The organism is Burkholderia sp. 22PA0106, from assembly GCF_047497155.1.
Taxonomy (GTDB): Bacteria; Pseudomonadota; Gammaproteobacteria; order Burkholderiales; family Burkholderiaceae; genus Burkholderia.
Window position 1 is genome coordinate 261,070 of the sequence record NZ_CP163163.1, and the last position, 26,426, is coordinate 287,495.

Annotated in this window: 29 protein-coding genes, 1 tRNA gene and 1 riboswitch; of the genes, 12 read left to right on the top strand and 18 right to left on the bottom strand. The window is 66.9% G+C overall.

The features are described from left to right. Positions 1-16: 16 nt before the first annotated feature. Positions 17-1,333: an aminotransferase class I/II-fold pyridoxal phosphate-dependent enzyme gene (locus AB4850_RS16055; protein ID WP_414444025.1), complete on the top strand. Its 1,317-nt coding sequence runs from the start codon at positions 17-19 to the stop codon at positions 1,331-1,333. Positions 1,334-1,365: 32 nt separating this feature from the next. Then, entirely contained in the window at positions 1,366-2,004 is a 639-nt protein-coding gene (locus tag AB4850_RS16060) for a GNAT family N-acetyltransferase (protein ID WP_414444026.1), read from the top strand. 41 nt (positions 2,005-2,045) lie between these two features. On the opposite strand, the gene AB4850_RS16065 is transcribed toward AB4850_RS16060, so the two are convergent. The 3 genes from AB4850_RS16065 to AB4850_RS16075 form a co-directional block, all read right to left on the bottom strand. Next, positions 2,046-3,038, bottom strand: coding sequence for an asparaginase (locus AB4850_RS16065; RefSeq protein WP_414444027.1), 993 nt, complete (start codon positions 3,036-3,038; stop codon positions 2,046-2,048). Between the two features lie 57 nt (positions 3,039-3,095). Continuing rightward, positions 3,096-4,337, bottom strand: coding sequence for a D-amino acid dehydrogenase (locus AB4850_RS16070; RefSeq protein ID WP_414444028.1), 1,242 nt, complete (start codon positions 4,335-4,337; stop codon positions 3,096-3,098). Between the two features lie 105 nt (positions 4,338-4,442). Then, complete coding sequence (locus tag AB4850_RS16075) at positions 4,443-5,603, bottom strand: GlxA family transcriptional regulator (protein WP_414444029.1); 1,161 nt, start codon at positions 5,601-5,603, stop codon at positions 4,443-4,445. A gap of 301 nt (positions 5,604-5,904) precedes the next feature. Here AB4850_RS16075 and AB4850_RS16080 point away from each other — a divergent pair, with 301 nt between their 5' ends. After that, entirely contained in the window at positions 5,905-7,071 is a 1,167-nt protein-coding gene (locus AB4850_RS16080; protein WP_414444030.1) for a branched-chain amino acid ABC transporter substrate-binding protein, read from the top strand. A 67-nt stretch (positions 7,072-7,138) separates the two neighbouring features. Here the strand turns inward: AB4850_RS16080 and AB4850_RS16085 are convergent, their stop codons facing one another. The 10 genes from AB4850_RS16085 to AB4850_RS16130 form a co-directional block, all read right to left on the bottom strand. Beyond that, a complete protein-coding gene (locus tag AB4850_RS16085; protein WP_414444031.1) occupies positions 7,139-8,758 on the bottom strand; it encodes an NAD(P)/FAD-dependent oxidoreductase in 1,620 nt (539 codons plus the stop codon). 321 nt (positions 8,759-9,079) lie between these two features. Then, positions 9,080-9,155, bottom strand: a tRNA-Lys gene (locus AB4850_RS16090). 76 nt (positions 9,156-9,231) lie between these two features. After that, a complete protein-coding gene (ybgF, locus tag AB4850_RS16095) occupies positions 9,232-9,981 on the bottom strand; it encodes a tol-pal system protein YbgF (protein WP_414444032.1) in 750 nt (249 codons plus the stop codon). A 19-nt stretch (positions 9,982-10,000) separates the two neighbouring features. Next, positions 10,001-10,516 carry a peptidoglycan-associated lipoprotein Pal gene (gene pal / locus AB4850_RS16100; protein WP_414444033.1) on the bottom strand — a complete coding sequence of 172 codons (516 nt, stop codon included), beginning with the start codon at positions 10,514-10,516 and terminating at the stop codon, positions 10,001-10,003. 17 nt (positions 10,517-10,533) lie between these two features. After that, positions 10,534-11,832: a Tol-Pal system beta propeller repeat protein TolB gene (gene tolB / locus AB4850_RS16105; protein ID WP_414444034.1), complete on the bottom strand. Its 1,299-nt coding sequence runs from the start codon at positions 11,830-11,832 to the stop codon at positions 10,534-10,536. An 88-nt stretch (positions 11,833-11,920) separates the two neighbouring features. Beyond that, positions 11,921-12,985, bottom strand: a complete 1,065-nt coding sequence (gene tolA / locus AB4850_RS16110; protein ID WP_414444035.1) for a cell envelope integrity protein TolA — start codon at positions 12,983-12,985, stop codon at positions 11,921-11,923. Beyond that, positions 12,982-13,431 (bottom strand): protein TolR, encoded by a 450-nt coding sequence (tolR, locus tag AB4850_RS16115; protein ID WP_414444036.1) that lies wholly within the window; start codon positions 13,429-13,431, stop codon positions 12,982-12,984. Before tolR ends, tolA begins: the two co-directional genes overlap by 4 nt. A 10-nt stretch (positions 13,432-13,441) precedes the next feature. Next, positions 13,442-14,119, bottom strand: coding sequence for a protein TolQ (gene tolQ / locus AB4850_RS16120; RefSeq protein ID WP_414444037.1), 678 nt, complete (start codon positions 14,117-14,119; stop codon positions 13,442-13,444). Positions 14,120-14,291: 172 nt separating this feature from the next. After that, complete coding sequence (ybgC, locus tag AB4850_RS16125) at positions 14,292-14,768, bottom strand: tol-pal system-associated acyl-CoA thioesterase (protein ID WP_414444038.1); 477 nt, start codon at positions 14,766-14,768, stop codon at positions 14,292-14,294. A gap of 118 nt (positions 14,769-14,886) precedes the next feature. Then, positions 14,887-15,633 carry an SDR family oxidoreductase gene (locus tag AB4850_RS16130; RefSeq protein ID WP_414444039.1) on the bottom strand — a complete coding sequence of 249 codons (747 nt, stop codon included), beginning with the start codon at positions 15,631-15,633 and terminating at the stop codon, positions 14,887-14,889. Between the two features lie 235 nt (positions 15,634-15,868). Beyond that, a riboswitch (ZMP/ZTP riboswitch) is annotated at positions 15,869-15,968 on the top strand. A gap of 141 nt (positions 15,969-16,109) precedes the next feature. Between AB4850_RS16130 and glyA the strand changes: the two genes are divergently transcribed. From glyA to AB4850_RS16165, 7 genes are all read left to right on the top strand, one after another. After that, positions 16,110-17,357 (top strand): serine hydroxymethyltransferase, encoded by a 1,248-nt coding sequence (gene glyA / locus AB4850_RS16135; RefSeq protein WP_414444040.1) that lies wholly within the window; start codon positions 16,110-16,112, stop codon positions 17,355-17,357. Positions 17,358-17,363: 6 nt separating this feature from the next. Further along, on the top strand, positions 17,364-17,849 hold the full coding sequence (gene nrdR / locus AB4850_RS16140; protein WP_414444041.1) for a transcriptional regulator NrdR: 486 nt from the start codon (positions 17,364-17,366) through the stop codon (positions 17,847-17,849). A 160-nt stretch (positions 17,850-18,009) separates the two neighbouring features. Continuing rightward, positions 18,010-18,570: a GspH/FimT family pseudopilin gene (locus AB4850_RS16145; RefSeq protein WP_414444042.1), complete on the top strand. Its 561-nt coding sequence runs from the start codon at positions 18,010-18,012 to the stop codon at positions 18,568-18,570. Beyond that, positions 18,567-18,941, top strand: coding sequence for a type IV pilus modification PilV family protein (locus AB4850_RS16150; protein WP_414444043.1), 375 nt, complete (start codon positions 18,567-18,569; stop codon positions 18,939-18,941). The genes AB4850_RS16145 and AB4850_RS16150 overlap by 4 nt, the downstream gene beginning before the upstream one ends. Continuing rightward, positions 18,938-19,738 (top strand): PilW family protein, encoded by an 801-nt coding sequence (locus tag AB4850_RS16155; RefSeq protein WP_414444044.1) that lies wholly within the window; start codon positions 18,938-18,940, stop codon positions 19,736-19,738. Before AB4850_RS16150 ends, AB4850_RS16155 begins: the two co-directional genes overlap by 4 nt. A gap of 50 nt (positions 19,739-19,788) precedes the next feature. Then, entirely contained in the window at positions 19,789-20,310 is a 522-nt protein-coding gene (locus AB4850_RS16160; RefSeq protein ID WP_414444045.1) for a hypothetical protein, read from the top strand. 35 nt (positions 20,311-20,345) lie between these two features. Then, positions 20,346-20,762, top strand: a complete 417-nt coding sequence (locus AB4850_RS16165; RefSeq protein WP_414444046.1) for a type IV pilin protein — start codon at positions 20,346-20,348, stop codon at positions 20,760-20,762. 34 nt (positions 20,763-20,796) lie between these two features. On the opposite strand, the gene AB4850_RS16170 is transcribed toward AB4850_RS16165, so the two are convergent. From AB4850_RS16170 to AB4850_RS16180, 3 genes are all read right to left on the bottom strand, one after another. Then, positions 20,797-21,297 carry a DUF3318 domain-containing protein gene (locus AB4850_RS16170; RefSeq protein WP_414444047.1) on the bottom strand — a complete coding sequence of 167 codons (501 nt, stop codon included), beginning with the start codon at positions 21,295-21,297 and terminating at the stop codon, positions 20,797-20,799. 21 nt (positions 21,298-21,318) lie between these two features. Then, positions 21,319-21,708: a phage holin family protein gene (locus tag AB4850_RS16175; protein ID WP_414444048.1), complete on the bottom strand. Its 390-nt coding sequence runs from the start codon at positions 21,706-21,708 to the stop codon at positions 21,319-21,321. 112 nt (positions 21,709-21,820) lie between these two features. Continuing rightward, positions 21,821-22,123, bottom strand: a complete 303-nt coding sequence (locus AB4850_RS16180; protein WP_414445529.1) for a DUF883 family protein — start codon at positions 22,121-22,123, stop codon at positions 21,821-21,823. A gap of 328 nt (positions 22,124-22,451) precedes the next feature. Between AB4850_RS16180 and AB4850_RS16185 the strand changes: the two genes are divergently transcribed. Continuing rightward, positions 22,452-23,090 carry a peroxiredoxin gene (locus AB4850_RS16185; protein WP_414444049.1) on the top strand — a complete coding sequence of 213 codons (639 nt, stop codon included), beginning with the start codon at positions 22,452-22,454 and terminating at the stop codon, positions 23,088-23,090. Positions 23,091-23,216: 126 nt separating this feature from the next. Here the strand turns inward: AB4850_RS16185 and AB4850_RS16190 are convergent, their stop codons facing one another. Then, positions 23,217-24,404: an acyl-CoA dehydrogenase gene (locus AB4850_RS16190; RefSeq protein WP_414444050.1), complete on the bottom strand. Its 1,188-nt coding sequence runs from the start codon at positions 24,402-24,404 to the stop codon at positions 23,217-23,219. Positions 24,405-24,480: 76 nt separating this feature from the next. Here AB4850_RS16190 and AB4850_RS16195 point away from each other — a divergent pair, with 76 nt between their 5' ends. Then, positions 24,481-25,269, top strand: coding sequence for an IclR family transcriptional regulator (locus tag AB4850_RS16195; RefSeq protein WP_414444051.1), 789 nt, complete (start codon positions 24,481-24,483; stop codon positions 25,267-25,269). 64 nt (positions 25,270-25,333) lie between these two features. Here AB4850_RS16195 and AB4850_RS16200 read toward each other — a convergent pair whose 3' ends face one another. Beyond that, on the bottom strand, positions 25,334-26,143 hold the full coding sequence (locus tag AB4850_RS16200; RefSeq protein ID WP_414444052.1) for an EAL domain-containing protein: 810 nt from the start codon (positions 26,141-26,143) through the stop codon (positions 25,334-25,336). Between the last annotated feature and the right edge of the window lie 283 nt (positions 26,144-26,426).

Sequence of the window (26,426 nt, forward strand, 5' to 3'; positions counted from 1 at the left end):
ACAGGCGAACGAATCGATGGGATTGGGAGATCATCTCCGGCAGCAACTCGCTGCGAAGGCGCTGAAGCGTCAACTGGACCGCGTGACCGAAGGCGGCTCGGCCGCGGCGCCCGCGCCCGCGTCGACCGCGCATGAAACGCCGCGCAGCCGCTTCGAGGCGATGACGCAGTACCAGCAACTGCGCATCATGCGCGAGATGGGCGAGAAGCTCGGCGTCGAATCGCCGTTCTTTCGCGTGCACGACGGGCTGGCCGGCGCGACCACGACGATCGACGGCCGCGAATACGTCAATTACGCGAACTACAACTACCTGGGTCTGGCGGGCGATGCCGACGTGTCGGCGCGCGCCAAGGCCGCGATCGACCGGTACGGCACCTCGGCGTCGGCCAGCCGCATGGTGGCCGGCGAACGGCCCGTGCAGCGCGAGCTGGAACACGCGCTCGCTTCGTTCTACGAAACGGACGATTGCGTGGTGTTCGTCAGCGGCCACGCCACCAACGTCACCGTGATCGGCTCGCTGTTCGGGCCGGGCGACCTGATCGTGCACGATTCGCTGGCGCACAACAGCATCGTGCAGGGAGCGCAATTGAGCGGCGCGAAGCGCCTGAGCTTTCCGCACAACGACTGGCAGGCGCTCGACGCGCTGCTCGCGCGTGCGCGCCACGAATATCGCAACGTGCTGATCGCGATCGAGGGGCTGTACAGCATGGACGGCGATCTGCCGGACCTGCCGAGGTTCGTCGAGATCCGCAATCGCCACGGCGCGTTCCTGCTGGTCGACGAGGCGCATTCGCTCGGCGTACTCGGCGCGACCGGGCGCGGCATCCGCGAGCATGCGGGCGTGAACCCCGACGACGTCGACTTGTGGATGGGTACGCTGTCCAAGACGCTGGCCGGTTGCGGCGGCTTCATCGCCGGCTGCCAGCCGCTGGTCGACATGCTGCGCCACCTGGCGCCCGGGTTCCTTTATAGCGTGGGCCTTGCGCCGGTGCTGGCCGCCGCGTCGCTGGCCGCGCTGGAGGCGCTTCAACGCGAGCCGCAACGCGTCGCGCAACTGCGCGAGCGCGGCAAGCAGTTCCTCGACGAAGCACGCGCGGCCGGGCTGAACACCGGCACCAGCGAGGGCTACGCGGTGGTGCCGGTGATCACCGGCAGCTCGCTGAAGGCGGCGCGCTGGGCCAATGCGCTGTTCGACGAGGGCATCAACGTGCAACCGATCTTCTATCCGGCCGTGGAAGAGAAGGCGGCGCGGCTGCGCTTTTTCATCTGCTCGACGCATCAGCCCGAGCAGATCACCCAGACCGTGGCCGCGCTGGCGCGGCTCGCGCGTTAAGCGCGTCAAACCCGCACCGGGCCGCCACCGCCATGACCACGCTTCCACCCGGCTGGACCTTCCGCGCCGCGCGGCCCGACGATGCGGCGGCCTGCGCGCCGCTGATTTTCGCGTCGGGCGTGCGTGAATTCGGGTTCTTTCTCGGTGCGTCCGACGAGGCGATCGTCGCATTTTTGCGTACGACGTTTCGGTCTGCGTACGGTCGCTTCTCGTGGCGTCGTCACCGCGTGGCCGTCGCGCCCGACGGCAGCGTGGCCGGTGTGCTGGCCGCGCATGACGGCCGCACGGTCGGCTTCGACGATCCGCATGTCGCCTGGATGCTGCTGCGCAGCTTCGGGCTGGGCCATACCGTCGGCAGCCTGCTGCGCGGGCTGGTGCTCGAAGGCGAGCTGCCGGCGCCGAAGCGCACGCAGACCCACATCGCCCACTGCGCGATCGACGCGCGCTGGCGCGGCACCGGCGTGTTCACCGCGCTGTTCGAGGATGCGCGCCAGGCCGGCGCGTTCGCCGAGGGCGCCGGCCGCGAGGTGGTGCTCGACGTGCTGCTCGACAATACGCGTGCGGCCGCGCTGTATCGCCGGCTCGGCTTCATCGACGTGCCGCGGCGCAAGCCGGTGTCGCCGAAGCTGCCGGCGAATATCGAATCGGTGCGGATGCGGCTGGACGGCTGACATCGATTCCCGGCGCGCCCATTCCGGCGCGCCGTTCTTCCTCAATACTTCGAAAACATCGCCTGCAGCCCGGCGCGATCGCGGCTGACCGTCAGCCCGAGCATCAGCAGGATGCGCGCCTTCTGCGGAATCTGGTCGTCCACGCTGAGCCAGCCATAGGCGTCGTCGGGTTGCGCGCCGTTGCGCGTGACCACGCCGTTGCCGGTGCGCGAGGCGCGCACGATCCATACGCCGCGCCGCGCGGCCGCGCGCAGTGTGTCGACCAGGTGGGCCGCCACGTTGCCGTTGCCGGTGCCCGCGAAGATCAGCCCATGCGACTGCGCGGTGGCGGTGTCGAGCCAGGCGGCGTCGAGTTCGCCGTAGGCCTGCACGATATCCACGCGCGGCAGCTCGGGCAGCGCGGCGGCGAACCACGGCGTGTTGATGGTGTGCGCGCGCGCCGGGCGGCGGTAATAGCGCGGCGTGCCATCCACCACGAGCCCGAGCGGACCGTACGGAGAACGAAACGCATCGAGCTTGAAGCTGTGCTGCTTGACCACGTCGCGCGCCGAATGGATCTCGTCATTGGTCACCACCAGCGTGCCGAGCCCGTGCGAGCGCGGATCGGCGGCCACCGCGATCGCCGCGTACAGGTTCAGCGCCACGTCCGAACTGAGCGCCGACGGCGGCCGCATCGCGCCCACCACCACCACAGGCTTGGTCTGCTTCAGCGTCAGGTGCAGGAAGTAGGCGGTCTCCTCGATCGTGTCGGTGCCCTGTGCGAGCACCACGCCATCGATATGCGGCTCTGCCAGCCAGTGCGCGACGCGCTCGGCGATCTCGCGCAGCGCGGCGTTGCCGAAATTCTCGGAGCCGGTCTGCATCAGTTGCTCGGTGTGCAGCTCGGCGAATTGCCCGGCTTGCGGCACGCCGTCGAGCACCGCGTCGATGCCGAGCACCGAGCAGGTGTAGGACGCGGTATCGGTGGCCGCGGCGCCCTGGCCCGCGATCGTGCCGCCGGTGCCGATCACGGCGAGATGGGGACGAGTTTGCATCGTTATCCGAAATGATAGGGAGCGGGAAGACGGCGGAAGGCGCCGCGCCGGAACGGCTCAGTGCGCGAAGCGCGCGCGCAGCGGGTGTTGGCCGTCGCCGGCGAGCCAGTCGGCCAGCAGCAGCGCCGAGCCGGTGGCGAGCGTGAAGCCGAGCGCGCCCTGGCCGACGTTGAGCCACAGGTTGCGGTAGCGGGTGGGGCCGATGATCGGCACGCCGGTGGGCGTGGCGGGGCGCAGGCCGGTCCAGCGTTGCGGCTCGACGGCACGCGCGATGTCGGGAAACAGCGCGGCCACTTCGGCTTCGAGCGTGGCGAGGCGCGCAGGATCGGGCGCGGCTGTCGCGTCGATGTCGGCGATGCCGGCCGCGCGCAGCCGGTTGCCGAGCCGCGCATAAACAAGCTTGCGCGCGAAATCGGTCAGGCTCGCGCGCGGCGCGTCGGCGCCGGGCGGCAGCGCGTAGGTGAGGCTGTAGCCCTTCAGCGGCCAGATCGGCACGCGCAGCCCGAGCGGCTTCAGCAGCGCGGCCGAGGCGGCGCCGGCCGCGATCACGATCTGGTCGGCCGGCATCGCCTCGCCGCCGCGCAGGGCGGTGACGCGCCCGTCGCGGCCGGCGTGCAGGCTGTCGATCGGCGTGCCGGTTTCGATCGTCACGCCGCGCTCGCGCAGCAGCGCCGCGAGCCCGAGGCAGAAGCGCCGGCAATCGGCGGTGTCTTCGCTCGGCGTGTGGATGCCGCCGGCGAACGTGTCGCGAAAGCGCGCGAGCGACGGTTCGAGCGCGATGCACCCCGCGATGTCGAGCGCAGCCTGCTCGCAGCCGAGCGCGCGCTGCAGTTCGAGCTGCCCCACCGCCTGCCGCATGGCAGCCGGATCGCGATGCAGCACGAGCTTGCCCGAGCGCACGAAATCGAAATCGAGCGATGGCTCGGCCGCGATCATCTCGTGCATCAGCGTGCGGCTCAGGAACGACAGCGACAGCAAGTGCCGCGTCGTCAGCGCGCTGCGCGAGCGCGTGCAGGCCGCCAGGAACGCGAAGCACCAGCGCCACTGGTCGGGGTTCAGCGACGGCTGGAAGCGCACCGGTGCATCGCGGCGCGTGAGCCAGCCCGGCAGCTTCGAGATCACACCGGGGCCGGCCAGCGGCGCGACGTAGCTGTAGGACAACTGAGCGCCGTTGGCGGCACTCGTTTCGCTGGCGACGTCGTCGCGACGGTCGATCACCGTGACGCTATGCCCGGCCCGTTGCAGGTAGTACGCGCTCGACAGGCCGATGACACCCGCGCCGACGATCAGGATATGCATGCCGTTCTCCAGGCTTCCCGCTTGATTCGCAATCGATGCGGAACACTGTAGGGCGCGCGGCGCGGCGCGCATTGCATGACGCTGCCGGAAAATAGAAGAATTGCGTCAGGCTGGTTCGGGCACGTCGGCCGGGGCGCGTTCACCGCCGCTGCCGGCCTTGCGCGCGCCGCGCAGCTTGCCCGGCGTCACGCCATAGGCCTCGCGAAACACGCGGATGAAATGCGCCGAATCGGAGAAGCCGCATTCATAGGCGATATCGGTGATGCGCCGCGTGGTGTTGACCAGCATCCAGCGTGCGTAGCGCAGCCGCATGCGCCGGTAGAACTCGTTCGGCGAGCAGCGCATCTCGGCCGCGAACGCGCGTTCGAGATGGCGCACGCTGCTGCCCGTCATGCGCGCGATCACGGCGATCGTCAGGGGGGCTTCGAGATTTTCTTCCATCAGCAGCACGGCATGGCGCACCGTCGCATCGTCCACCGACAGGTAACCGAGCGCCGCGCGCCGCTCCACGAACGATGCGCCGCTCTGGCGGCTGACCGTCATCTGATGGATCACCTTGGAGGCGCGATCCGGCCCGCAGTGCAGGCTGATCAGCCGCGTGGCCAGCTCGACGATCGAGATGCCACCCGCGCAGGTCACGCGGTCGCCGTCGATCAGATAATCGGCATGCGTGACCAGGCGCAGCGACGGGAACAGGCGGCGGTAGTCGTCCACATGGAAGCTGTGGATGCAGGCCACGCGATCGTCCATGAGGCCCGCGCGCGCCAGCACGAAGCTGCCCGTGCAGAGGCCGATCAGCGGCGTGCCGGCCTCGGCCGCGCGCAGCAGATAGTCGCGGTAGCGCGGGTCCGCCTGATCGAGATGCGGCAGCAGGCCGCCGATCACCACCACATAGTCGAAGCGCGACGGATCGGGGAACGGCGTCTGCACCGGCACCGGAATGCCGCAGCTCGATTCGATCGTCTCGCCCTCGACGCCGACGATGGTCCACAGGCAGCGCAACTGGCGGCTCTGGTCGCCGCGGTCGGCCGCGTGGCGCAGCGCGTCGCACAGCCCGGCGAGCGACAGCAGCGGGAATTTCGGCCACAGCACGATCGCCACGCTCAGTTCCGCGCCGGCCGAGCGGCTCGGCAGCGTGTCGTGGGTCGAGGCGCGCGCGTCGAGCGCATCGACGAGCAGGGCACTCGATGGGCTCGGCGCGGTTGGCACATCCGGTGAGGACGGAGGCGGTGAGGCGGGCGTTGAGACGGCGTCGGCGTGGGTCATGCGCGAACTCGGCGGCGTGGGGCGGGGCGGCCAGGGCCGCATGCGCCGATTGTAGCCGTGCGCGGGCCGGCGCCCCGCGCCTGGCGCATTTGTTCTATTTCCGGGCAGAACGATTCAATGCCGCCGCTTTGTGGCTGCCTACAGTCGATCCCGTCGACGCAGCACCGCGCACCGGTTCCGGTGTGCGGGATTTCCAGGTCAGACGAAAGCCGCCCGGCGCGCGAGGCCGGCCGTGTCTGCCCCGGCGACGGGCTTCCAGTGCCCGTGCCGGTCCATTGCCATCACATCAGGCGGGTGAAGCATGAACAAGAACAGCGTATCGGGACGCCGCGCGTGCGCGGTCGGCATGCTCGCGGCAGCAGCGGGCTTGACGGGCAGTTTTGCGGCCACGGCCGCCCATGCCGACGACATCGTCAAAATCGGCGAGGCGGCGCCCGTGACCGGGCCGGCCTCGTATCTCGGCAAGGACACCGAGAACGGCGCGCGGCTCGCGATCGAGGAGATCAACAAGGCCGGGCTCGTGATCGGCGGCCGCAAGGTCACGCTCGCGTTCGACGCGCAGGACGACGCCGGCGACCCGCGCCAGGCCACCCAGGTGGCGCAGAAACTGGTCGACGACAAGGTGGTGGCCGTGGTCGGCCACATGCAGTCCGGTTCGACGATACCGGCCTCGAAGATCTATCACGACGCCGGCATCGTGCAGGTCTCGCCGTCGGCCACCAACCCCGCCTACACGCAGCAGGGCTTCAACACCGCCTACCGCGTGGTGGCGACCGACGCGCAGCAGGGGCCGACGCTGGCCGACTACGCGGCGCACACGCTGCACGTGAAATCGGTGGCGATCGTCGACGATTCCACCGCCTACGGGCAGGGGCTGGCCGTCGAGTTCGAGAAGCGCGCGAAGGCCGACGGCATCGCCGTGCTGTCGCACGACGCGAGCACCGACAAGGCCGTCGATTTCCGCGCCATCCTCACCAAGATCAAGGGCGAGAAGCCCGACGCGATCATGTACGGCGGCCTCGACGGCACGGGCGGCCCGTTCGTCAAGCAGGCGCGCGCGCTCGGCATGCGCACCAAGGTGCTGGCCGGCGACGGCCTGTGCGCCGACGATCTCGCCAAGCTGGCCGGCGAGGCGGCCGACGACGTGGTGTGTTCGATCGCCGGCGCGCCGCTGCTGAAGATGGCCGGCGGCCCCGCGTTCGTCGAGCGCTACAAGGCGCGCTTCGGTTTTGCGCCCGTGCTGAACTCGCCGTTCGCCTATGACGCGGTGGGCATCATCGTCGACGCCATGAAGCGCGCGCAATCCACGGAGCCGGCCAGGATCCTGGCCGCGATGCCGGCCACGCATTACCAGGGCGTGCTCGGCGATACGCAGTTCGACGCGAACGGCGACCTCAAGCATGGCGTGATCTCGCTGTACCGCTACGTCGGCGGCAAGCAGACCTTGCTGGGCGTGGTGGAGAAGTAAACGTACGAAGCCCGGTCGAACGACCGGGCTTCGTTGTTTTCGGATGCGGCTTGCTTGGCTTACCGGCTTACTTGCGCGGCGCCGTCATGTCGAGCGCCACCGCCTGCGCCACCTCGATGCCGTCGATCGCGGCCGAGTAGATGCCGCCCGCGTAGCCCGCGCCTTCGCCGGCCGGGTAGAGGCCCTCGACGTTCATGTTTTGGTAGTCGTCCTTGCGGCGCACGCGGATCGGCGACGAGGTGCGCGTTTCCACGCCGGTGAGCACCGCATCGTGCATCGCGAAGCCCGAGATCTTCTTGTCGATTTGCGGCAGCGCCTCGCGGATCGCCTCGATCACGTAGTCGGGCAGGGCGGTGCTGAGGTCGGTGGGGTTCACGCCTGGCTTGTACGACGGCACCACCGAGCCGAGCGAGGTCGACGGCCGGCCGGCGATGAAATCCCCGACCAACTGGCCCGGCGCGCGGTAATCGCCGCCGCCCAGTTCGAACGCGCGCTCTTCCCATTTGCGCTGGAACGCGATGCCGGCCATCGGGCCGCCCGGGTAATCTTCCGGCGTGATGCCCACCACGATGCCCGCGTTCGCGTTGCGCTCGGCGCGCGAATACTGGCTCATGCCGTTCGTGACCACGCGGCCCGGCTCGGAGGTGGCCGCCACCACCGTGCCGCCCGGGCACATGCAGAAGCTGTACACCGCGCGCCCGTTGTTGGCGTGGTGCACCACCTTGTAGTCGGCCGCGCCGAGCAGCTTGTGCCCGGCGAACTTGCCGAAGCGGCTGCGATCGATTAGCCCCTGCGGATGCTCGATCCGGAAGCCCAGCGAGAACGGTTTCGCCTCGATATACACGCCGCGGTCGTGCAGCATCTGGAACGTGTCGCGCGCGCTGTGGCCCACGGCCAGTACCACGTGGTCGCAGCGCAGCGTTTCGCCGTTCGAGAGCGTGAGCGCGCGCACCTTGCCCTGATCGATCTCGATGTCGTCCACGCGGGTTTCGAAGCGCACTTCGCCGCCGAGCGCGTGGATCGTCGCGCGCATCTTCTCCACCATGCTGACCAGGCGGAACGTGCCGATGTGCGGGCGGCTCAGATAGAGAATGTCTTCCGGCGCGCCGGCCTTGACGAACTCCTCCAGCACCTTCCGCCCGTAGTGGTTCGGGTCCTTGATCTGGCTGTACAGCTTGCCGTCGGAGAACGTGCCGGCGCCGCCTTCGCCGAACTGCACGTTCGATTCGGGGTTCAGCACGCTCTTGCGCCACAGCCCGAAGGTGTCCTTGGTGCGTTCGCGCACGGCCTTGCCGCGTTCCAGGATGATCGGCCGGAAGCCCATCTGGGCGAGGATCAGCCCGGCGAACAGGCCGCACGGCCCCATGCCGATCACCACCGGGCGCAGCGCCGTGCCGTGTTCGGGCGCCTTCGCGACGAAGCGGTAGGCCATGTCGGGCGTCGGGCCGCAATGCGGCTTGCCGGCGATTGTCTCGAGCGCCGCGGCTTCGTTTTCGACCTCGATGTCGACGATGTACGTCAGCTTGATGTCGGCGCGCTTGCGGGCGTCGTGCGCGCGGCGGAACACGTTGTAGCGGAGCAGCGCATCGGCGCCCAGGCCGAGTTCCGCGAGGCGCGCGCGGATCGCGGCTTCGAGATCGCTCTCGGCATGGTCGAGGGGGAGTTTGACTTCGCTTAGCCGTAACATGGGGACTCGAATACTGTGGCCACGGCGTCGTGGTCGTGGCGGTGTTGAGACAGGCGGGGGCGTAGGCCCCGCGAGCATGCCGGATGCCGGCCCGTCATTGCCGGGACGTGGCGCAAGGCCGGTCGGGCAGACTCGGGGCGAGCGCCTGGCGAGTGCGTCGGTTCGAACGCCTCGCCGTGCGGGCCCAAGCCGGATGCGGTGTTCAAGTCGGGCAGCATAGCACTCCGGTTCGATGCCGCGTGCATGCCGAGCCGGGCTGGAACCTGGCGGGCCATCAAGCAAAAAGCCCGGTCTTTCGACCGGGCTTTCTGTTTGATGCTTTGGTAGGCCGTACGGGATTCGAACCTGTGACCAACGGATTAAAAGTCCGCTGCTCTACCAGCTGAGCTAACGACCCAAAGAGGCGAAATTATAGCCGCTAATTTTCGGGATCGTCAAGCACTCGACCCTTAACGACATGATCCTGCCATCTTCTACTTGATCGAATCGATCTTCGCCTGCGCCGCCTGCGCTGCGCTCGAACCCTGGAACTGCGACACCACCTGCTCGAACGTGCGTTTCGCGGCCGGTTTCTGGCCTTGCTCCAGCTGGTTCGTGCCGATCGCCACGAGGGCGTCACCGGCGCGCGGGTGCTGCGGGAAGGCCTTCACGAGCGCCTGCCAGGTTGCCGTCGAGCCCTTGTAGTCGCGCAGCGCGTACTGCGCGTTGCCGAGCCAGTACTGCGCGACCGGTTGATACGGGCTTTGCGGGTACTTGGCGATGAAGGCGCGGAACGAAGCGGCCGCGCCCTTGAAGTCGCCGGCGCGGAACTGCTGGGAGGCCGCGTTGAACGCGTCCGTTTCCCCGGGCTGGACCGTCCCTTCGACGCCATCCACCGTGGTCTGCTGCGGCTCGAACTTCTTGAGACGCGTGTCGAGATCGGAGTAGGCGTCGCGCTCCTGACGCTCCAGCGTCGTGAGGCGGTTGGTCAGATCCTCGTTCTGGCCGCGCAGCGTCGCAACCTGCTGGTTGAGCTGGTCGATACGGGCGGACTGATCGAGGATCGTGCGTTGCGCGGCCGACACCTGATTGGTCAGGTTGTCGGTGCGGCTACGCAGGTCGAGCACGGCGCGACGGGCTTCGTCGTCGTCGAACATGCCCGCGTGCGCGGGCGCCGCGCCGAGCGCGACACCCGCGACGCAGGCCGCGGCGGCTGCACGCAGCCAGGGGAAGCGGTGCGTCATACGGCGGTTCGTCCCTTACTTATTGTTGATAGACGATGTCCGCGCGGCGGTTTTGCGCCCACGAAGCTTCGTCATGACCGGTCGCTTGCGGCTTTTCCTTGCCCAGGCTCACCGATTCCATTTGCGAATCCGGCACGCCCAGCAGCGACAGGCCGCGGCGGACGGCTTCGGCACGCTTCTGGCCCAGCGCGAGGTTGTACTCGCTGGTGCCGCGCTCGTCGGTGTTGCCCTGGATCAGGATGTGGCGCGCCGGGCGGCTCTTCAGGTATTGAGCGTGCTGGCCCAGCAGACCTTGGTACTGATCCGACACCGAGTAGCTGTCGAAGTCGAAGTACACGCTGCGCTTGGCCAGCGGGCTGTTCGGATCGTTCAGCGGATCGACGTTCACTTGCGCGACGTCGTTCGGGTTCGGTTGCGTTTGCAGCGCGTTGCCTTGCTGGTTCGCCTTGTCGTCGAGCTTGACGCCCGACTTACAGGCGGCGAGTGCCGCGAACATCATGACGGCGAGTGCGAGGCGAGCTTTATTGGTCTTCATGGTGAATCTCCTGTTGGTCATTGCATGAACGGCCCCCACGACGGCTCGCGGAACGAGCCGCCCTGGACGGGCAGAATCTGCGGCGGCGAACTGCCGTCGGACGGCACGGCGGCCAGCACACTGCGGCCATTGGCTTGGGTCGCGTACAGCACGTATTGACCGTTTGCCGCGAAACTCGGCGATTCGTCGTGCGTCGTATTGGTGACCGCATTGGCGGCGCCGGTTTGCAGATCCTGGACATACAGCTTGAAGCCCCCGCCAGTACGCGAGATGTACGCGAGGAGCTTGCCGTCGGGGCTGATGCGCGGGCTGGTGTTGTAGTTGCCCGTAAACGTCACGCGTTGCGCGCTACCGGCGCTTTCGCCTTGGGCGGGCATCCGGTAGATTTGCGGCGCACCGCCGCGATCGCTGGTGAAGTAGATCCACCGGCCATCAGGAGAATAAAACGGTTCCGTATCGATCGAGCTGCTCTGGGTGAGCCGGCGCAGGCCCGAGCCCGTCGCGTTGACCGAGTAGATTTGCGTGTTGCCCGACAACGACAGCGCGACCGCCAGCGTCTGGCCGTCCGGCGCCCAGGCCGGCGCGCTGTTGTTGCCCTTCTGGTTGGAAATCACGTAGCGGCGGCCGGTGGGCAGGTCGTGGATATACACCACCGGCTTGCGCAGTTCGAACGACACGTAAGCAACCTTCGTTCCGCTCGGCGACCACGCCGGCGAGATGATCGGCTCGGAACTGGTCAGAGCCGGCACCGCGTTCTCGCCATCCGAATCGGAGATCAGCAGGCGGTATTTGCCGCCCGAACGCGTCACGTACGAGAGCCGCGTGTTGAACACGCCGCGCACGCCGAGCAGCTTCTGATAGATGAAATCGGCGATCTTGTGGCCCGTCTTGCGCATGCTTTCGGCATCGCCCGACGCCGTCAGCGACAGGCCGCCGAGGCTCTGCTGCTTGTTCGTGTCGAACAGCATGAAGTTGACCTTCACCTGGCCGCCTTCGCGATCCACGGTGCCGGCGACGAACGCGTTCGCGCCCTTGCCCTTCCACGCCGCGTAGTCCACCGGCGCCGTTTCCGGCACCGGGGTGCTGCCCGCGTCGATGTTCGAGAACTTGCCGGTGCGGGACAGATCCGAGCGCACCACGGCCGTCACCGATTGCGGCAGGCCCGCTTCGTTGACGAAATTCGCGGTGGCGATCGGAATCTGGGTCGATCCGACGCCCGTGATGAGAACGTTGACCTGCGCGTTCGCGGCACTGCCCGCCGCGATCAGACACGAGGCCACGAGTGCCCTGAAACCCAGCTTCGTCATCAAACTCATGCTTACCGATTCCCGTATGTAGCTGCGCATGCGCAGAAACTCGACAATAGTCGATTCGTTCCGAACAGCTTGCGCGCGAGTGTAATGCCTAATTCGCGTCGCCGGCCGCCCGGAAGGTAATTGCAATGTTGCCCGGGGTGCTTCCGTTAGTATCGGGCGGCAGCGGCGAGGCGTTACGCACCGCGCTCACGACCGTGTCATCCCAGGCCGAATTGCCGCTCGACCGCGTTACCGTCACGCCGAGCACATCGCCCGACGGCGAGCAGCGAACCTGCACGCGCGTTTCCAGACCTTCGCGTGAGCCGCCCCAGGTGATGAACGGCTTCACCCGGCGCTTGACCTTGTCGGCATAGCCCGGCGAGGCGGCGTTGCCGCCCGAGCCGCTGCCGGTGCCGCTTTTCGCGAGCCCGTCGGCGCCGCCCGAACCGCCTGCTGCGCCCTGCAACTGGGAGAGACGCGCCTGGCGCTCCTTGTCCAGCTTGGCCTTGGAGGCGGCATCGGCCTTGGCCTTGGCGGCAGCTTCGGCCTTCGCCTTGGCGGCGGCTTCCGACTTGGCCGCCGCCGCGGCCTTGTCGGCCTCGGCCTTCTTCTCGGCTTCGGCCTGCGCTTGCGCCTGCTTGCGTTGCTGGTCGAGCTTCTGCTGTTGTTCGAGTTTCTTCTGCTGGTCGGCGAGCTGTTGTTGACGCAGCTTGTCCGCCTGCTTTTGCTTCTCGGCCTGCCTGTCCGCCGCTTGCTGCTGGGCCAGTTGCTGTGCGGCCAGTTGAGCGGCGCGCTTGGCCTGCGCTTCCTGCTCGGCCTTCAGCGCCTGCTGGCGCTGCTCGGCGAGCTGGGCTTCGCGCGCGGCCGCTTCCTGTTGCTGGCGGCGTTTCTGCTGTAATGCGATATCGGCGTTGTCGTCTTTTACCGGCGGCGGCGCGGGCGCGACCTTGACGGGCGGGGCGGGCTGAACCGGTTGGGGCGCCGGCGAATCCGGCACTTCGGTCCACAGTTCGGCTTCCGCGCCGGCCGGCGTGCTGTTTTGCCACTGCATGCCGTGATAGAGCAGGGCGATCAGCAGCACGTGCATCAACGCGGCCAGCAGGAACGCGCGCCCCGTGCCGCGCTCTTGCGGCGGGCTCAACGGCGAGGCGGTGCGTTGTTTGCGCTGATTCATTTCGATTTGACGAGGAGGCCCACGCGCTTGACGCCGCGTGCTTTCAGGTCCGACATGACGGTCATGACCTTGTCGTACTGCACGGTCTTGTCGGCTGCGATCACAACCGGCTGGTCGGGATGATCGGCCTGGCGCGACGCGATGAAGTCGTCGAGTTCGGCCTTCGTCATCGCGTCTTCCTGCGACGCGCCTGCTTCGCTCTTGTAGCGAACGCTCATCTTGCCGTCGGCCTGGATGTTGACCACCACGGGCGGCGTTTGATCCTGCGGGGCGGCATTGCCGACCGTCGGCAGGTTCACGATCGACGGCGCGACGAGCGGTGCCGTGACCATGAAGATCACGAGCAGCACGAGCATCACGTCGATATACGGAACGACGTTGATGTCGGACATCGAGCGGCGCGAACGGCCGCCGCGCATGCTGGAACGAAAGGGAGTGCCGGCCATCGCGTGCTCCTTATTGCGCCTGGCGCTGCAGGATGTTCGAGAATTCTTCGACGAAGGTTTCGAAGCGGCTGGCCAGACGATCGATGTCGTGCGCGTAGCGGTTGTACGCCACCACGGCCGGAATCGCGGCGAACAGGCCGATCGCGGTGGCGACGAGCGCCTCGGCGATGCCCGGCGCGACGTTGGCGAGCGTGGCCTGCTGCACGTTGGCGAGGCCGCGGAACGAATTCATGATCCCCCAGACCGTGCCGAACAGGCCGATGTACGGGCTGACCGAGCCGACCGAGGCGAGGAACGCGAGGTTGTTTTCGAGCATGTCGAGCTCGCGCTGGAACGAGGCGCGCATCGCGCGGCGGGCGCCGTCGAGAATCAGCGACGGATCGGTCATGCGCTTTTCCTTGGCTTTCAGGAATTCGCGCATGCCCGATTCGAAGATCCGTTCGAGCGAGCCGATCGTATGGCGATTGTTGGCTGCGCTCTGATACAGCGCCTGCAGGTCGCCGCCCGACCAGAATTCGCGTTCGAAGCGCTCGGTCTGGATGCGGGCGCGGCGGATTGCGAACCACTTGCGGAAGATGATCGTCCAGGAGAACAGCGACAGCAGCAGCAGCAGCCCCATCACGGCCTGGGCGAGCAAGCTCGCATTGAGGACGAGAGAAACGATCGACAAGTCTTGAGCAGAATTCATAGGTGTGTGGTTGTCATGCCTTCTTGGCCGTCGCGCCGAGTTGTCGCACGGCTGGCGCTGCGGGTCCGGCTTCCGGACGGTTATGGCAGGTCGTCTGCCGACGCCCTGTGTTGCTGCGTTTCCGTTCGCTGCTCTTATCGATCCCGGATCGGGGCCGCAAGTTTCATCGGTTTTAGATAAACGGTGTTGATGCGTCGGCCGTTGACAGATTCGAGGCCGGACCCCGTTCCAGTGCACCGCGAACGGCAGCCGGGATGCCCACCGGCCGCAGCGAAGCGCGATCGACCCAGCCGATCCCGGTGCGCCCGGATACCAGCAGCGCGTCGCCGCGCCAGGCCTCCTGAACGAAGATCAGCGATGCTCGCCCGAAGCGCTCGATCCGGCTGATGATGGTCAGCAGATCGTCGAGCCGGGCCGGCGCGCGGTAATCGACCGCCGTGTCACGCACCACGAACATCGCGCCGGTTTCCGCGGCGAGATGATGCTGATCGAGCCCGCAGGCGCGCAGCCATTCGGTGCGGGCGCGCTCGAAATACTTCAGATAATTGGCGTAGAAGACGATCCCGCCGGCGTCGGTATCTTCGTAATACACACGCACTGGCCAATGGAACGCAAACGCGGCTTCGGGCTTACGATCGGCGTCGGTCATGGCAGCGCATTCTACCGGAACGTTTCGCCGCTTTCGGCCGGGTTTGGTAACCGAATGTTGCGCGCGCGGCGGCCTGCCCGGCCCCGCCGAGGGGCATGGGAGCAGGCCGGGAGCGTATTTAGCCGCGATGCACTGCGAGGCCGGCCGGCGCTTGCGCGACCGGCATCATTTCGACCGTATTGATGTTGACGTGGGCGGGGCGCGTCGCGATCCAGTAGATCGTGTCGGCGATGTCTTCCGCCGTGAGCGGCTGGACGTTCGCGTAGACATTGGAAGCCTTTTCATCGTCGCCGCGAAAGCGCACGTTCGAGAATTCGGTGCCGCCGCACAGGCCCGGCTCGATGTCGGTCACGCGCAACGGCGTGCCGAGCAGATCGGTGCGCAGGTTCAGGCTGAATTGTCGGACGAATGCCTTGGTCGCGCCGTACACGTTGCTGCCTGCGTACGGATAGGTGCCGGCCACCGAGCCGAGATTGAACACATGGCCGCGACCGCGCGCGATCATGCCGGGCAGCAAGGTGTGCGTGACGGTGACGAGGCCCGAGCAATTGGTGTCGATCATCGTCTGCCATTCGTCGAGGCTGGCGCGCTGCGCCGGCTCGGTGCCGAGCGCGAGGCCGGCGTTGTTGACGAGCACGTCGACATCGGCGAACTCCGTGGGCAAGCCGTTCAGCGTCGCCTCGACGGCGGCGCGGTCGCGCACGTCGAGCTCGACGGGCAGCAGGGCTGCGCCCAGTTCGGCGGCGAGTGCGTCGAGGCGGTCCTTGCGGCGGGCGCTGGCGACCACGCGGTGGCCGCCCTTGACGAACGCTCGGGCGATGGCGGCGCCGAATCCTGCGGATGCGCCGGTGACGAACACGATCATTGCTGCTCCTGGTCGATAGGGTGAAACGATAGGGGGGATCGTTAGCCTACTGAGAATGCCGCGTTGCGGCAAGGCGACATGCTCCGGCCGCGGAGCCGGCCAAGCGTGTGCCGACCGCTCGGAAAGCCGCGTCCGGCTTGGGAGTCGGATTGATTTTGTTCGTGCCCCTATTGCTTCGGCGGGGTGGCCGGCCGGTTGCCTATTCATCGGGCATCCAATAAACTACGGCGCTCATCAGCCCCTGCGTGACTGGCGATAGAACCCTCGGGTTCAAGGTGGAGCATCCCACCGTGAAGCGCAGGGCTTCGTTTTTGCCGTTCGCCTGGGCAGCCGTTGTGCGCCGTTGCGTACATTGCCGGTGGCTGTCCGCCTTGCGTCAACCGGATTTTTCCGTCGCGCCGGGCTGGCCATGCCGCCAGCATTGCGCAATGTACTCGGCCGCCCCGGTCAACCTGTACACACTTGACGGAAACCGTATGTTTGACAGAGCCCAAAGCACCATCGCGAACGTCGATCCCGACCTCTGGCAGGCGATCCAGAACGAAAACCAGCGCCAGGAAGATCACATCGAGCTGATCGCTTCCGAGAACTACACCAGCCCGGCAGTCATGGCTGCGCAAGGTTCGCAACTGACCAACAAGTACGCGGAAGGCTACCCCGGCAAGCGTTATTACGGCGGTTGCGAGTACGTGGACGTGGTCGAGCAACTGGCGATCGATCGCGTGAAGGCGCTGTTCGGCGCGGAAGCGGCGAACGTGCAGCCGAACTCGGGCTCGCAGGCGAACCAGGGCGTGTTCTTCGCGGTGCTGAAGCCGGGCGACACGATCATGGGCCTGAGCCTGGCCGAAGGCGGCCACCTGACGCACGGCATGGCGCTGAACATGTCGGGCAAGTGGTTCAACGTGGTCAGCTACGGCCTGGACGCGAACGAAGACATCGATTACGAAGCACTGGAAAAGCGCGCGCACGAAACCAAGCCGAAGCTGATCATCGCGGGCGCCTCGGCGTTCTCGCTGAAGATCGATTTCGAGCGGATCTCGCGCGTGGCGAAGGACATCGGCGCGTATTTCATGGTCGACATGGCGCACTACGCCGGCCTGATCGCAGCGGGCCTGTATCCGAACCCGGTGCCGCACGCCGATTTCGTGACCACGACGACGCACAAGAGCCTGCGCGGCCCGCGCGGTGGCGTGATCCTGATGAAGGCGGAGTTCGAGAAGCAGATCAACTCGGCGATCTTCCCGGGGATTCAGGGCGGCCCGCTGATGCACGTGATCGCGGCGAAGGCGGTGGCGTTCAAGGAAGCCGGTTCGGCGGAATTCAAGACGTATCAGCAGCAAGTGGTGGACAACGCGCGCGTGCTGGCGGAAACGCTGGTCAAGCGTGGCCTGCGGATCGTGTCGGGCCGCACGGAAAGCCACGTGATGCTGGTGGATCTGCAAGCGAAGAAGATCACGGGCAAGGCGGCGGAAGCGGCGCTGGGCCTGGCGCACATCACGGTGAACAAGAACGCGATTCCGAACGATCCGGAAAAGCCGTTCGTGACCTCGGGCGTTCGCCTGGGCTCGCCGGCGATGACGACGCGCGGCTTCGGCACGAAGGAAGCCGAGATCGTCGGTAACCTGATCGCCGACGTGCTGGACAACCCGGAAGATGCGGCTACGCTCGAACGCGTGCGCGGCCAGGTCAGCGAGCTGACCAAGCGTTTCCCGGTCTATCGCTGATCGCCGATGCGCTGCCCGTTCTGCCGGCATGAGGACACGCAGGTTGTCGATTCCCGCGTGTCCGAAGATGGCGCCGCGATCCGGCGCCGCCGCCGCTGCTCCGCCTGCGACAAGCGTTTCACGACGTACGAGCGCGTGGAGCTGGCGTTGCCGGCGGTCGTCAAGAAGGACGGCAGCCGCACGGAATTCGACCGCCGCAAGATCGTCGCGAGCATGCAACTGGCGCTGCGCAAGCGGCCCGTTGCGGCGGATGCGATCGACGCGTCGGTCGCCCGCATCGAGTATCAACTGCTCGCTACCGGCGAGCGCGAGGTGCGCAGCGAGAAGCTCGGCGAACTCGTCATGAACGAGTTGCGCGAGCTCGACACCATCGCTTACGTGCGCTTCGCATCGGTCTATCGGCGTTTCGAGGATGTCTCCGAATTCGCCGACGTGATCGAGGAATTCCGCCGCGCGGCGCCGGCCAAGCCGGGCCCGGCCCGCAAGCGCTGATTTCCTTTCCTTCCGCTTCATTCCCGCTCTCCTGAACCGATCTCGTCGCAACGATTGTTGCCGGCGATGACGGTTTGCGCCATTAGGCCGTTCGGCCAATGGTGCGCCTGCGTTCGTCCCGCTACAGTCCTCGCATCGTTCTGGCGAAGCGGGGTTGGGCATGCGGATCACGAAACGGATGGCGGGCGTCACGCTCGTGGAATCGATGCTGGCGATCGCCCTGCTTGCGATCGTTGCGGCCTACGCGTCGCCATCGTTCGTTGCCTGGCGGCAGCGCGACCGAGTGGAAGCCGGTGCGATGTCGATGCTGGCGGCGCTGGCCACCGCACGCGTCGAGGCCGTGTCGCGAGGCGTGCGTGTAGCGGTTTGCCGCGGCGATCAGAACCCCGTATGCGCAACGAGCGGGGGAACTTGCAAGATCGAAGGCGAGTGGTCGTGCGGATGGAGCATCGTGTTGCCCGATTCGCACCGGCATGAGCCGGCAGTGCTCCGGCGAGTGCCGGCCATGTCGGGTGTGCGAGTCGACGGCGCGGCCGGTGGCGTGGTGTTTACGCCGCCTGCGGGGCAGGTGATCGGCGGCTTTCGGCGCTTCGAATTTTTACCGCAGGAGCTGCGCGGCGTGGTGGACGGCGCACGGGCAATACGCGTTGCGCGTTGCCTCAGGATTGCCGCGGGCGGCCGCGCGCGCGTCACGGCTGGACGCTGCGGGGCAGCGCAATGAAGCGCGCGCGAAGGATGGCCGGCAGCGCCCTGCTCGAAGTGGCGATCGCGATGCTGTTGCTTGCGGGCGCAACGATCGCCGTGCTCGGCGCGCAACTCGCGATGCAGCGGGCGGCATCCGAAGCCGCCACGCGCATGCGGGCGTTGCGGATGGCCGATTCATGGGCGGAGCTTGCGCGCAGCGGAAGTACCTCGACGATCGACCTCGTGCGCGCCTCGGCAGGTTTGCACGACATGCAAATCGACAGCACGATGCGCGCTGCATTCGCACAGGTCGAAGTGCGATGGCGGCGCGATGTACCGGCATCGAACGATAGGGTTTGCAGCCAGGGTTGCGTGGCGTTGGCGTTCTCGGCGGGAGGGGAGCGATGAGGCGACGTCACACCGAACAGGCGCATACGCTCATCGAAGCATTGATCGCGCTGGCGTTGGCTGCCTTCGTCGTGGCCGCCGCCGTGTCGCTCTACCGAGCGCAACGCAGCACGCATGGGGCATCGCTCGACGGCATGCGGGCGCGCGATGCGGCATCCACGGCGCTGGCCTTGATCGCGCAATCGGTGCGCATGGCCGGTTTCGTGCCGCTCGATACGCCGGTTGGCGCAGCGAGCGCGCCACTGTTCGGATGCGCGTCGGCACGGCCATCCGGAGATCCGGCGCGACCCGGCTGCTCCGGCGCGACGACCGATTCCGACGGCCTGCAGGTGCGCTACATCGGCGACGCGGTATCGACCTGGCCGACCGCGAGCGGGCAGGTGACCGACTGTCTCGGGCAAGGCGTCGGTGCGGAGGTCGAGCGTCCATCGATCGTCAATCGCTACTTCGTTCGCAACGGCAGCCGCAGCGGCGAACCGGAACTCTATTGCGAAGGCGGCGGGCGCCCCGGTGTGGCCCAGCCGCTTGTGGAGGGCGTCGAACGGTTGCGCATGCGTTACCGCTTGCACGACGAGGCGGCATGGCGAGACGCCGGAACGATTACGGGGGCGGCATGGGCGAACGTGGTGGCTGTCGAAGTCTGCGTCGAGGTGCGTGGCACGACAGGGTCGCGGGCAAACCGCTATGTCGACTGCGATGGTCGGGAGCGTGTGGCCCGGGATGGTCGGGCGCGCTGGATCGCACGGCAATGGCTGTCGTTGCGTAACGGCATTGCCGCCGAAGGCGCCACGCGATGAACCGAGCCCGTTTCATCGCGCTATCGCACGGCCGCCGCCGGCACGAGCGCATGACGGGTGCGGCCTTGCCGGGCGTGCTCGCCATCTTGTCCGCGATGCTCGTCGTCAGTGCGGGAGGTTTCGAGATGTCGATGTCCGATGCGCGCGCGGTGGGCGCTTACGCATCGCGCAGCATCGCCTTCCACGCCGCCGAGGCCGCGCTGGACGCATGCGAGCGAAGCCTGGCCGAGCGCGTCGCCCTCATCGCGCGGCCGATGCGGACATCGAGCGTGCGGAGCGCGGTTGGCGAGCCGAGTGGATGGCGGCAACCTGGCGCCCTCGATGGCCCGGCCGCGCTGCATCCATTCCCGAGCTGGCCCGGCGCCGCGATGCCGCCTGCGTGCCTGATCGAACGCTGGCCGCTCGCTTCGCATCCACGATGGCAGGCCTATCTGCTGACTGCGGCCGGAACCGGCACGACGCGCACCACGCGCATCTGGCTGCAGGCGCAGGTCGCGTTCGAGGGCGATGTGATGGTCGCGCGGCGTTGGCGTCATGTCGTGGCGGCGCCGTTCGAGGGTAATGCACCGTGAACCGACTGCGCACATACAGGTGCCGCTCGAACCGCATGTCGGCCTTCACGCTGATCGAACTGACGATCGTTTTGGCGGTCGCCGCCGTGATCGCGGCATTCGCGGTGCCGTCGTACAGGCGGCAGATCGAGCGCGGTCATCGTCTCGCCGCCGTCACGGCGCTCTATCGCGCCGCGCATGATCTGGCTGCGCATGGAGGCGGCGAGCCGGGCAAGCAACCCGTCGAGCTGGGTACGATCCCGGAGCAGGGCACACCGGTATATCGACTGACGGTCCAGTCCCCGGGTTCGGAAGGCTATGTGTTGAGCGCGACGCCGGAGCGGCAAGGGCCGATGGCCGAGGATCGCTGCGGCAGCTATCTGCTGCGTTCGGACGGTTCGCGAGCCAATCGGATGCCGGGCGCGGAAGCCGGCCCGGAAGAACCGCGGCCGGCGTGCTGGATGATGCGATGAAGGGCGCCGGCACGATATGCCGGCACCCGCAGGCTCAGGGCCTGTCGCTGTCTTTCGTCGCGACGCGATGCGCACCAGTGGTGGCGCCGCCAACCTTGATGGCTTCCGCCGTGGCCTTGTCGCGTTGGGCGCCGCGCCAGATCTGGTAGGCCTCCCACACGGCGAAGCCGACCGATCCCCATTTCAGTGCGGGGACGGCGCTTTTGGCAACCAGCGAGCGCACCGGCTTGGCGAGCACCGCCGACGCGAGCGAGCTGACGAGCGGGTATTGGCTGACGATCGAACCGAGGCTTGCGTTGATGCCTTTCGCCGAGCGGCTGAACGAGCCGCCCGAAAAGCCGGGCATCAGCAGCTTCAGCCAGCGGAAGTGCGTCACGGCCTGGCGCAGTTCAGCGCCGGCTTCGGCCAGTTCGAGGCGTTCGACGTCCGAGCGCAGGATCAACAATTCCTTGCGCAACGCACGGTACTGCGTGGGACTGAGCCGCCGCCGCGAACGCGGCTGGCGGAACGGGTCGTCCGAGGCGGATGAGTTCATGGCGCGTGGGCGTGAAGTGGGTCAGGGCTTGCCGCGAAACAGTTCGCGGTCCTTTTCGAGCTCGTGCAGCGTGGCCTCGAAGACGCTCGGCGCTTCGCGGAGGCCGCTGCGGGCCTTAAGCCCGCAGATCAGCGCGCCGATCGCATAGATTGCCGTAATGCCGGCCAGCGCTTGCCAGCGGTAGGTGTCCCAGAATGCGATCGCGACCAGCACGGTCATACTGATCAGGGCCATCGTGGCGAGCATCATCGCGCCGAGGCCGAGGAACAACACGCCGATCAGGCGCTCTTTTTCCTCGGCGAGCTCGATCCCGACCAGCTCCAGCCGGGTTTGCAGGAGCGCGAACACGGACCCGAGCAGGCGGCGCAACGGGCCGTGTGCTGAATGGAGCGGTGGCGTATCTGTCGTCATGGATGGGGCGCTTGCGCGTGCAGGAGGCGGCGAGCCGAAGCCGGCCGGCGCGAAGGACGCCGGCCGGCCCGGCAGCGGGACACGGCGCCGCTCGCGGGCGCCGCAGTGGAACTTACTTGCGGTTGATCAGCAGGCCGATCAGCACGCCCACGCCTGCAGCAATGCCGATCGAGGTCCACGGATGTTCGTGAACGTAGTCGTCGGTGGCGCGCGCGGCCTTCTTGCCCTTCTCGACCACCACGACCTGGACGTCGGCGGCCTTTTCCTTCGCCTGCTTGAGGCGCGACAGCGCCTTTTCGCGAAGTTCCGACGCGCGATCACCCGTGCTGGCTGCCGCTTGTTTCAGCAGGTCTTCCGCATCCGCGAGAACGGTTTTGATATCCGACATCAGTTTCTCCTTGTTGATTTCCGACATTGCAACTCCCTTTGTGCAGAGGTACCACATAGCACACATCCTAGCGAAACCCGTGCCCGCTGGCGAGCAAGGGGTGCCGGATCGCGGCAGAGGCCCGCCAGAGGGCATGACGGGCCATGGTAAACGACTGGCGATAAAAGGAGGGAGTGAATCGCTTGCGAAAAAGTTTCCCCAAACTTTCAATGTGCCGGGAAAAAATGACAAAACCTCATGTCGATCTGACGGAATAATCGTTGCCCGAACAGCCTGTTGACGTAAGCTTGAGCTTTGGCCGCGGCGGGCCGCGCCTGGCCGCCAACCACCGGTTCATCCATCCTGGAGGAGCAACATGAGTCTACGTCTTGGCGATATCGCACCCGACTTCGAGCAGGATTCGAGCCTCGGCCACATCAAGTTTCACGAGTGGCTCGGCAGCAGCTGGGGCGTTCTGTTCTCGCATCCGGCCGACTACACCCCGGTGTGCACGACCGAACTGGGCCTGACCGCGAAGCTCAAGGGCGAGTTCGAGAAGCGCAACGTGAAGGCGATCGCGCTGTCGGTCGACAGCGCCGAGTCGCACAAGGGCTGGATCGGCGACATCAACGAAACGCAATCGACGGTCGTCAATTTCCCGATCCTCGCCGATGCCGACCGCAAGGTCTCGCAGCTGTACGACATGATCCACCCGAACGCGAACGAAACGCTGACCGTGCGTTCGCTGTTCGTCATCGATCCGAACAAGAAGGTGCGCCTGACCATCACCTATCCGGCCAGCACCGGCCGCAATTTCGACGAAGTGCTGCGCGTCATCGATTCGCTGCAACTGACCGACAACTACAAGGTCGCCACGCCGGGCAACTGGAAGGATGGCGACGATGTCGTGATCGTGCCGTCGCTGAAGGACGAGGAAGAGCTGAAGCAGCGCTTCCCGAAGGGCTACAAGGCCGTGCGTCCGTACCTGCGCCTCACGCCGCAGCCGAACAAGTGATCGCCGTGGCCGCCGCGCGCGGCCACGCGACACGGCATTGAAAACGGGCATCGCAAGCCACGCTGCGATGCCCGTTTTTTCATCGGTGCGAGGATCGGCCGGTGCGCTCCCGCTCGGAAGATCAGATCAGAAGAACGCCTGAATGCCGGTTTGCGCGCGGCCGAGGATCAGCGCATGAATGTCGTGCGTGCCCTCGTAGGTATTGACCACCTCTAGATTGACGAGATGGCGCGCCACCCCGAATTCGTCCGAGATGCCGTTGCCGCCGAGCATGTCGCGCGCGAGCCGCGCGATGTCGAGCGCCTTGCCGCACGAATTGCGCTTCATGATCGAGGTGATCTCGACGGCCGCGGTGCCTTCGTCCTTCATGCGGCCGAGCCGCAGCACGCCCTGCAGAGCGAGCGTGATTTCGGTCTGCATGTCGGCCAGCTTCTTCTGAATCAACTGGTTGGCGGCCAGCGGGCGGCCGAACTGATGACGATCGAGCACGTACTGGCGCGCCGTGTGCCAGCACGATTCGGCTGCGCCGAGCGCGCCCCAGGCGATGCCGTAGCGCGCCGAATTCAGGCAGGTGAAGGGCCCGCGCAGGCCGCTCACGTTCGGCAGCAGGTTTTCCTCGGGCACGAACACCTCGTCGAGCACGATCTCGCCGGTGATCGACGCGCGCAGGCCCACCTTGCCGTGGATCGCCGGGGCGGACAGCCCCTTCCAGCCCTTTTCGAGGATGAAGCCGCGGATCGTGTCGCGGCCGTCCTCGTCGAGCTGCGCCCACACCACGAACACGTCGGCGATCGGCGAATTCGTGATCCACATCTTCGCGCCCGACAGCGTGTAGCCGCCCGACACCTTCTTCGCGCGCGTGATCATGCTGCCCGGGTCCGAGCCGTGATTCGGCTCGGTCAGGCCGAAGCAGCCGATCCATTCGCCGCTCACGAGCTTCGGCAGATATTTCTGCTTCTGCGCCTCCGAACCGAATTCGAAGATCGGCACCATCACGAGCGACGACTGCACCGACATCATCGAGCGATAGCCGGAATCGACGCGCTCCACCTCGCGCGCGATCAGCCCGTAGCTGACGGCGTTCAGGCCGGGGCCGCCGTATTCCTCGGGGATCGTCGGGCCGAGCAGGCCGATTTCGCCCATCTCGCGGAAGATCGCCGCATCGGTTTTTTCGTGACGGAACGCGTCGGTCACGCGCGGCATGAGCTTGCCCTGCGCATAAGCGTGGGCGGCGTCGCGGATCATCCGTTCGTCGTCGGCGAGCTGCTGGTCGAGCAGCAAAGGGTCGTCCCAATGGAAAGTGGCGGCAGCCATGTTTCATCTCCTTGCTTGACTGGAGTTCCGCTGTGCGGAACAATGTTCTGCAAATCGATATCCAGTGTAGCACCGTATGAATTCATCCCGTCTTGATCCAGCGCTCGACGAACGCAAGTTCGTCACGGCGCTTGCGCGCGGTCTCGATCTGCTGCGTGCGTTCCGTCCCGGCGAAACCATGCTCGGCAATCGCGATTTCGTGGAGCGCACCGGTTTGCCGAAAGCGACTGTGAACCGGCTCGCCTACACGTTGAGCGTGCTCGGCTATCTGCGCTTCGACGAGGCGCTCGGCAAGTACGCGCTCGACGCCGGCGTGCTGTCGCTCGGCTATGCGTTGCTGTCCGGCGCCAGCGCGCTCGACGTGGCGCGTCCGCACATGCAGGCGCTCGCGCGCGAGATCGGCGCGGCCGTCTCGCTCGGCTGCCGTGACGGCCTCGACATGATCTACCTCGAAACGATCCGCAGCGAGACGGCGCTCACGTTGGGGCTGGCAGCCGGTTCGCGGCTGTCGATGCTGACGAGTTCGATGGGGCGGGCCTATCTGGCCGTGCAGCCGGCCGACGCGTGCGCGGCGCTGCTGGCAGAGTTGAAGCGCGGCGTGGTGCCGGCGCGCGCGGGCGCGTCACGGGTGGCGGCGGCCGAGCGCGCGCTGGCCGATTTCGCGAGCGACGGTTGCTGCTATTCGTTTCGCGACTGGCACGATGACGTGAATGCGGCAGCCGTGCCGTATCGCGAGCCGCGCGAAGGGCGCTGGCTGATCCTCAGTTGCAGCGGGCCGGCGTCGTCGATGGGCGAGGAGGTGTTTCGCAAGCGCATCGGCCCGAAGCTGCGCGCGCTGGCGCAGCGGCTCGGCGAGCCGGGCTGAGCGCGAAACAACGGAAAGCGCCGGGCCGCCACGGCCACGGCGCGCAAGCGGTGCTCAGCAGCGCTCAGACGTGCGCGGGCTGCGCGAACACCGGCCCCTGCATGAGCCGCACGTCGTACTGGCGCAGCAGCGAGAACTGCGTTTCATCGGACACCTGATCGAAGATGATCGGCACCTTCATGCGCTGCGCATAGCCGACCAGCGCCTTCACCATGCCGTCGCGCAACGCGACCGTGGCATCCATCTTGATGTAGTCCGGGCGGGCCAGCTCCGATTCGACCGCGAGAATGCGTCCCGGGTCGGGCAGCTTGTCGGCCACCTTGAAGCCGTGATGCTGATAGCTCTTGGTCAGATAGCCGACGAACGTCTTGTGCGCGACGGCGGCAGCCGGCAGCTCGATCACGACGCGTTCGGGATTGATGCCGAACTGGCGCAACACGGCGCCGAAATGCTTGCCGTGATCGTATTTGACGCTCTTGAGCAGCCGCTCGTGCACGCGCAGGAACAGCAAGCCGTGACGCTGCGCGCCGAAGAAGTTGATCGCGTGGAGCGCGCGCGAGAGCCGGTCGAACTCGACCAGCAGCGTGTCTTCGCCGATCGCCTCGAACGGATCGAGCGGCATTTCGCTTTCCGAACTGAGCACCGCCTGGAACCCGAGCTCGTCGCCGTAGCGCTCGATCGCATCGGCGAACGACGAGGATTGCGGCGCGCCGGGCATCGTCACGTCGTAGATCGGTTGATAGGTGCTGCCAAGCGTGACGCCGGACAGCGTGGCGATGGCCGCGTTGCCGCCCGGGGCCAGCGCGAGATGCTCGCGCAGATAAGGCCGGGCGCCGGCGCGTTCGACCAGTTCGGGGATGGTGAGCGGGATCATGGTGGGATTGGGTAGGCAAACGGAGCGAAGCGGCCCGAGTACCTCAAGGATAGTAGCAGTGCCGGCAAGGTGCAGTTCGGCGTTTTGGTCATATGGATATCGACGGGGCACGGCGGGCGAGGGCACGATCAGGGTATACAGCGGTTACGTTATAGGAAATTGGTTTTACCATTCGTAACGTTGCGCGCGGGCGGTGGCCGCCTGTGCCGTATCGCATGCCCTGCATGCCTCGCATGTCCGAGAGATGACACCACCGGAGACGCCCGATGCCCCGATTTCAACC

What these genes read in the sequence shown, in the direction of transcription:
- AB4850_RS16055 (WP_414444025.1), top strand. Translation starts at nt 17, where the DNA reads ATGGGATTGGGAGATCATCTCCGGCAGCAACTCGCTGCGAAGGCGCTG.
- AB4850_RS16060 (WP_414444026.1), top strand. Translation starts at nt 1,366, where the DNA reads ATGACCACGCTTCCACCCGGCTGGACCTTCCGCGCCGCGCGGCCCGAC.
- AB4850_RS16065 (WP_414444027.1), bottom strand. Translation starts at nt 3,038, where the DNA reads ATGCAAACTCGTCCCCATCTCGCCGTGATCGGCACCGGCGGCACGATC.
- AB4850_RS16070 (WP_414444028.1), bottom strand. Translation starts at nt 4,337, where the DNA reads ATGCATATCCTGATCGTCGGCGCGGGTGTCATCGGCCTGTCGAGCGCG.
- AB4850_RS16075 (WP_414444029.1), bottom strand. Translation starts at nt 5,603, where the DNA reads ATGACCCACGCCGACGCCGTCTCAACGCCCGCCTCACCGCCTCCGTCC.
- AB4850_RS16080 (WP_414444030.1), top strand. Translation starts at nt 5,905, where the DNA reads ATGAACAAGAACAGCGTATCGGGACGCCGCGCGTGCGCGGTCGGCATG.
- AB4850_RS16085 (WP_414444031.1), bottom strand. Translation starts at nt 8,758, where the DNA reads ATGTTACGGCTAAGCGAAGTCAAACTCCCCCTCGACCATGCCGAGAGC.
- ybgF (WP_414444032.1), bottom strand. Translation starts at nt 9,981, where the DNA reads ATGACGCACCGCTTCCCCTGGCTGCGTGCAGCCGCCGCGGCCTGCGTC.
- pal (WP_414444033.1), bottom strand. Translation starts at nt 10,516, where the DNA reads ATGAAGACCAATAAAGCTCGCCTCGCACTCGCCGTCATGATGTTCGCG.
- tolB (WP_414444034.1), bottom strand. Translation starts at nt 11,832, where the DNA reads ATGAGTTTGATGACGAAGCTGGGTTTCAGGGCACTCGTGGCCTCGTGT.
- tolA (WP_414444035.1), bottom strand. Translation starts at nt 12,985, where the DNA reads ATGAATCAGCGCAAACAACGCACCGCCTCGCCGTTGAGCCCGCCGCAA.
- tolR (WP_414444036.1), bottom strand. Translation starts at nt 13,431, where the DNA reads ATGGCCGGCACTCCCTTTCGTTCCAGCATGCGCGGCGGCCGTTCGCGC.
- tolQ (WP_414444037.1), bottom strand. Translation starts at nt 14,119, where the DNA reads ATGAATTCTGCTCAAGACTTGTCGATCGTTTCTCTCGTCCTCAATGCG.
- ybgC (WP_414444038.1), bottom strand. Translation starts at nt 14,768, where the DNA reads ATGACCGACGCCGATCGTAAGCCCGAAGCCGCGTTTGCGTTCCATTGG.
- AB4850_RS16130 (WP_414444039.1), bottom strand. Translation starts at nt 15,633, where the DNA reads ATGATCGTGTTCGTCACCGGCGCATCCGCAGGATTCGGCGCCGCCATC.
- glyA (WP_414444040.1), top strand. Translation starts at nt 16,110, where the DNA reads ATGTTTGACAGAGCCCAAAGCACCATCGCGAACGTCGATCCCGACCTC.
- nrdR (WP_414444041.1), top strand. Translation starts at nt 17,364, where the DNA reads ATGCGCTGCCCGTTCTGCCGGCATGAGGACACGCAGGTTGTCGATTCC.
- AB4850_RS16145 (WP_414444042.1), top strand. Translation starts at nt 18,010, where the DNA reads ATGCGGATCACGAAACGGATGGCGGGCGTCACGCTCGTGGAATCGATG.
- AB4850_RS16150 (WP_414444043.1), top strand. Translation starts at nt 18,567, where the DNA reads ATGAAGCGCGCGCGAAGGATGGCCGGCAGCGCCCTGCTCGAAGTGGCG.
- AB4850_RS16155 (WP_414444044.1), top strand. Translation starts at nt 18,938, where the DNA reads ATGAGGCGACGTCACACCGAACAGGCGCATACGCTCATCGAAGCATTG.
- AB4850_RS16160 (WP_414444045.1), top strand. Translation starts at nt 19,789, where the DNA reads ATGACGGGTGCGGCCTTGCCGGGCGTGCTCGCCATCTTGTCCGCGATG.
- AB4850_RS16165 (WP_414444046.1), top strand. Translation starts at nt 20,346, where the DNA reads ATGTCGGCCTTCACGCTGATCGAACTGACGATCGTTTTGGCGGTCGCC.
- AB4850_RS16170 (WP_414444047.1), bottom strand. Translation starts at nt 21,297, where the DNA reads ATGAACTCATCCGCCTCGGACGACCCGTTCCGCCAGCCGCGTTCGCGG.
- AB4850_RS16175 (WP_414444048.1), bottom strand. Translation starts at nt 21,708, where the DNA reads ATGACGACAGATACGCCACCGCTCCATTCAGCACACGGCCCGTTGCGC.
- AB4850_RS16180 (WP_414445529.1), bottom strand. Translation starts at nt 22,123, where the DNA reads ATGTCGGAAATCAACAAGGAGAAACTGATGTCGGATATCAAAACCGTT.
- AB4850_RS16185 (WP_414444049.1), top strand. Translation starts at nt 22,452, where the DNA reads ATGAGTCTACGTCTTGGCGATATCGCACCCGACTTCGAGCAGGATTCG.
- AB4850_RS16190 (WP_414444050.1), bottom strand. Translation starts at nt 24,404, where the DNA reads ATGGCTGCCGCCACTTTCCATTGGGACGACCCTTTGCTGCTCGACCAG.
- AB4850_RS16195 (WP_414444051.1), top strand. Translation starts at nt 24,481, where the DNA reads ATGAATTCATCCCGTCTTGATCCAGCGCTCGACGAACGCAAGTTCGTC.
- AB4850_RS16200 (WP_414444052.1), bottom strand. Translation starts at nt 26,143, where the DNA reads ATGATCCCGCTCACCATCCCCGAACTGGTCGAACGCGCCGGCGCCCGG.